Genomic DNA, 3,920 nt, shown 5'->3' on the forward strand with positions numbered 1-3,920 from the left:
CCCGCGCGCCCTCCCGTCCGACCGCGGCCCGGACGGGAGGGCGCGCGGGACCGCGGGACGTGAGAACCGTGAGACGTGAGAAAGGGAGGACCACCATGCCGGCCGGATCCAGCCCCAAGCGTGAACGCCAGTACGAACACATCAAGGAGAGTGCCGAGGACCGCGGCGAGTCGCCGAAGCGGGCCGAGGAGATCGCGGCCCGGACGGTCAACAAGGAGCGGGCCAGGTCGGGCGAGTCCAGGACCGCGAGCAAGACCTCCACGCGTGACCCGAAGTCGGCCTCCCAGCGCGGCGGGCAGCGTTCGCACAGCGGTGCGGAGGGGCCGACCAGGGACCAGCTGTACGAGGAGGCCAGGAAGCGCGACATCCACGGCCGCTCGTCGATGACGAAGAAGCAGCTGAAGGACGCGCTCGACCGCTGACGCGCGGAGCGCGGCGGGAGGGGCCCGCCGGGAGGAGCCGGGGCGGAGGACGGCACACGACCGGCGGGCCACGTCCCCGCGCGCGGCGGGGAGACAACCGGCGGGGGGCCGGAGGGAGGCCGGGAAGGGGACCTCAGCCGGTGGCCGGCAACGGGTGCGCGGCCAGTGCCCGGGCGACGCCGAAGAGGTTGTCGGCCATGGCGCGCCCGGTGTCGTGCGCCCACTCGCGGCCCCGCTGCTCGTCCAGGTAGTCGGGTCCCGGGCCGGGGCCGAGGTGCCAGTACGTCCACGCCTGGCCGGGAATCGTGTAGCCGATGTCCCCGAGGGCTCCGGAGATCTCGCTGATCACGTGGTGGGCGCCGTCCTCGTTCCCGGTGACCACCACCCCGGCGACGCGGTTGTAGGCGACGGGGCGGTCCTCGTCGTCCGTCTCGGAGATCATCGCGTCCATGCGTTCCAGCACGCGCTGCGCCACCGAGGACGGCCGGCCCAGCCAGGTCGGCGAGGCGATGATCAGGATCTCCGACTCCAGGAGCTTCGCGTGGACCGGGGGCCACTCGTCGCCCTCGCCCGCGTCGGTGACCACGCCGGGGGCGAGGCGGAGGTCGACGGCCCGTACGAAGTCCACCTTCACGTCGTGTTCCGACAGCCGCTCCGCGACCACCGTGGCCAGCGCCTCGGTGTTGGAGGGCTCGGGGGACGCCTTGAGGGTGCAGTTGATGACCAGTGCTTTCACGTTCGCTCCGAGGTAGGGGGACGGCCCGCCGTACGAGGGCGGGTCCACGGTGCTCCCCCGAGTACCCCTGGGCGGCCGGGGTAACGGCGCTCGGCTCTCCGCGGCCGACCGACGGGCCGCGAGCCGGATGCGCCCGAGCCCGAGCCCGTGCCCCTGCCCGAGCCCGCACCCCTGCCCGCACCGTATCCGCGCCCCTTCCTGTGCCGCGTACAACCATCGGGCCTCCGGGCGAGTCCAAGAGCGCAGTTCAAGTGCCCCGCGGGCACGTCGGACGCCCGGGACACCTCGGAGACCTCGGACATCTCGGGCCCCGGGGGCACTTCACGGACAACGGAGAACCATGCGCGCCTCACGCACCGCCCCCGTCACCGCCTCTGCACTCGCGACGGCGGTCCGCACCTCCCTCCCCGTCGCCCCGGCGGCCCCGGGCAGGACCACGCGGGCAAGCGCCGGGGCGGCGCGGTCACGGTCCTGCCCGGCCGCGAGGGCGGCCCGTCCGGCACCGGGGCCGAGGCGTACCACCGGAACGCGTCCGGCATCGGGGGCGCCGTCGGGAACGACGACCGCTTCGGCCGGAACCCGAGGCCCGTCGACCCCACCCGGGACGGCCGCGCCGGCCTCGTGACCGACGCGAACGAGCAGCCGGCGACACCCGCCGGGGCGGGGCCCGCCCGCTGAAGGGGTCGAGGTCCGGCAGCACCGGCACGGGCTCGAAGACGTACACGGTGACCTCGCTCGAGCCGACGTACAAGACACTCGGCGGCCCCTCCCCCCCCAACGGAACACCGGGCAGCCGGACAGGAGCCCCCGCCGACGGTGGAAACCGCGGACGGAGGGCTCACCCACCCCCCACAAGAACCGCACACACAGCCATCGATCCGGCGGAGAGGACGGAGTTCCGGCGGATCGACGAGAACAGACCTGGTGGGGAACCCTTGAAAAAGATCACGGCAGCGGTGGGCACGACGGCCCTCACGGTCTTCGCCTCCACGCTGATCGCCGCGCCGGCCGCGCAGGCGGCCGACGTCACCCTCAAGTCGCGCACCTCGACGCAGGAGAAGGACGGCCGGATACACGCCGTCTACGAGTCCTACGACGACCACGTGCGTCCCGAGGACGTCAGCATCCGCATCCGGAAGAAGGGAAGCGACCGGGTCCTCGACACCGTCCGGATCGCCGACCGGTGCGCCCCCGAGAGCGACTGCTGGGACATGAAGTTCCTGAGCGAGCCGGTCACGCTCCCCGAGATGGGCGTCTACACCACGGACGTCGTGGTCGGGGAAGGCCGGCCGGACGAACTCATCGACCGTGACAACGGCGAACTCGACTACGGACTCGCCCCCCGGCTGACGGTCACCAGCGACCGTCAGTGGATCTCCTACGACAACCACCTGATCACCGTGTCCGGCACCCTCGTGGCCGAGGACCCGAACACGCGTGAGGTCAAACCGTTCGCGGGAGCCGGGCTCTACCACCGCACCAGTGCGCCGTACGGCGGGGACGGCTGGCTGCGGACGGACGACGAGGGACGCTTCACCGACACCCTGCACTTCTCCGGGGAGGACACCGACGTCCAGCACCATTACAGCTTCGGGGCGGAGCACGAGACGATCACCCTGCCGTTTCGCAAGCAGGAACTGAAGCTGAAGGTGGACGCCCCCCTCGGTGTCGTCAACGCCCCTTACGGCAGTGAGGTTCCCGTACGGGGCAAGCTCACCCGTGTCGCCGACGACGGCACGGAGAAGCCGATGGCCGGCTACGGCCTCACGATCGGCGGCAAGGGGGTCCTGCCGACCCGGAAGGACGGGTCCTTCTCGGCCCGGTACACCGTCAAGCAGGGCGGCACGGTGAGGATCGAGCCCGGCGAATGGGGCTGGTTCCACCCGACGGCGCACTCCCTCGAGGTCGCCGAGCCTCCGAGGACGAGCACGTTCACGTCGCTGAAGGCGGGGGTGGACAAGTACCGGAAGGTCACCTTTACCGGCAGGCTGGGCGTCTCGAAGGGCTCCTACCCCGCGGGCGCGTCGGCCGTCGTCGCCATCGAGCACTCCACGGACGGCAAGACCTGGTCGAGTGCGGGGACCTTCACCGCGAAGTACGGCGCCACCTTCACCGAGTCCCCGGCCGAGAAGGGCTCGACCGGCAGCCACTGGCGCCTCCGCCACACGGGCGCGTCGTTGAACAGCGCGTCCTTCAAGCTCGGCCGCAAGTACACCGAGCTCGTCGACGACGACATGACGCCCGAGGACGTGCGCAAGGGCAGGACGCTCACGGCCAGGGGCAGCCTGGTCCAGAAGTCCGGCTCCTCCTGGAAGGCGTTCCCCGGGCAGACGGTCCGCGTCTACTTCAAGGCCTCCACCAAGGGCGCCACCTGGAAGAAGCTGGGCACCGCGAAGACCCTGTCCAACGGCACCTTCAGCAAGAAGTTCACCGCCCGGCAGGACGGCACCTGGCAGATCCGCTACGTCGACACCCCGAGCACCCACTACGCGGACCACGGGCGGGAGGACTACATCGACGTCCGCTAGCGGCACATGAGGACCGGCCGGCACGCCTCCCTCCGGTCCTGCCCGCGGGGCCCCCGTCCCCGAACTCCCTCCTCCCCCTTCACCGGTTCGCCGGGGAAGGAAGAGGAGGGACCGGACGGCCGACGGGACGCCTCCGGTTCCGTCGTCCGCGATCGCGGCACCCGGTGAGCCGAAGGGTGAACCGGCGCCGTGGCGTGACGCCGGAGATCACGGAGGACCGCCGGGGCGCCGGTT

General features: G+C 71.8%; 3 protein-coding genes. 2 read left to right on the forward strand and 1 reads right to left on the reverse strand.

All coding sequences use genetic code 11. The features are described 5' to 3' along the window. The first annotated feature begins 95 nt into the window (after nucleotides 1–95). Nucleotides 96–422, forward strand: coding sequence for a hypothetical protein (locus AOK18_RS00335; RefSeq protein ID WP_055572145.1), 327 nt, complete (start codon nucleotides 96–98; stop codon nucleotides 420–422). A 133-nt stretch (nucleotides 423–555) separates the two neighbouring features. Here AOK18_RS00335 and AOK18_RS00340 read toward each other — a convergent pair whose 3' ends face one another. Then, complete coding sequence (locus AOK18_RS00340; protein WP_055692918.1) at nucleotides 556–1,158, reverse strand: flavodoxin family protein; 603 nt, start codon at nucleotides 1,156–1,158, stop codon at nucleotides 556–558. A 956-nt stretch (nucleotides 1,159–2,114) separates the two neighbouring features. On the opposite strand from AOK18_RS00340, the gene AOK18_RS00350 reads away from it, so the two are divergent. Further along, a complete protein-coding gene (locus AOK18_RS00350) occupies nucleotides 2,115–3,686 on the forward strand; it encodes a hypothetical protein (RefSeq protein ID WP_055692917.1) in 1,572 nt (523 codons plus the stop codon). Nucleotides 3,687–3,920: the final 234 nt, after the last annotated feature.

The sequence above is a fragment of the Streptomyces prasinopilosus genome (assembly GCF_001419695.1).
Lineage (GTDB): Bacteria > Actinomycetota > Actinomycetes > Streptomycetales > Streptomycetaceae > Streptomyces > Streptomyces prasinopilosus.

Bases quoted from the DNA above. Each gene is read 5' to 3' on its own strand.
- AOK18_RS00335 (WP_055572145.1), top strand. From the start codon at position 96: ATGCCGGCCGGATCCAGCCCCAAGCGTGAACGCCAGTACGAACACATC.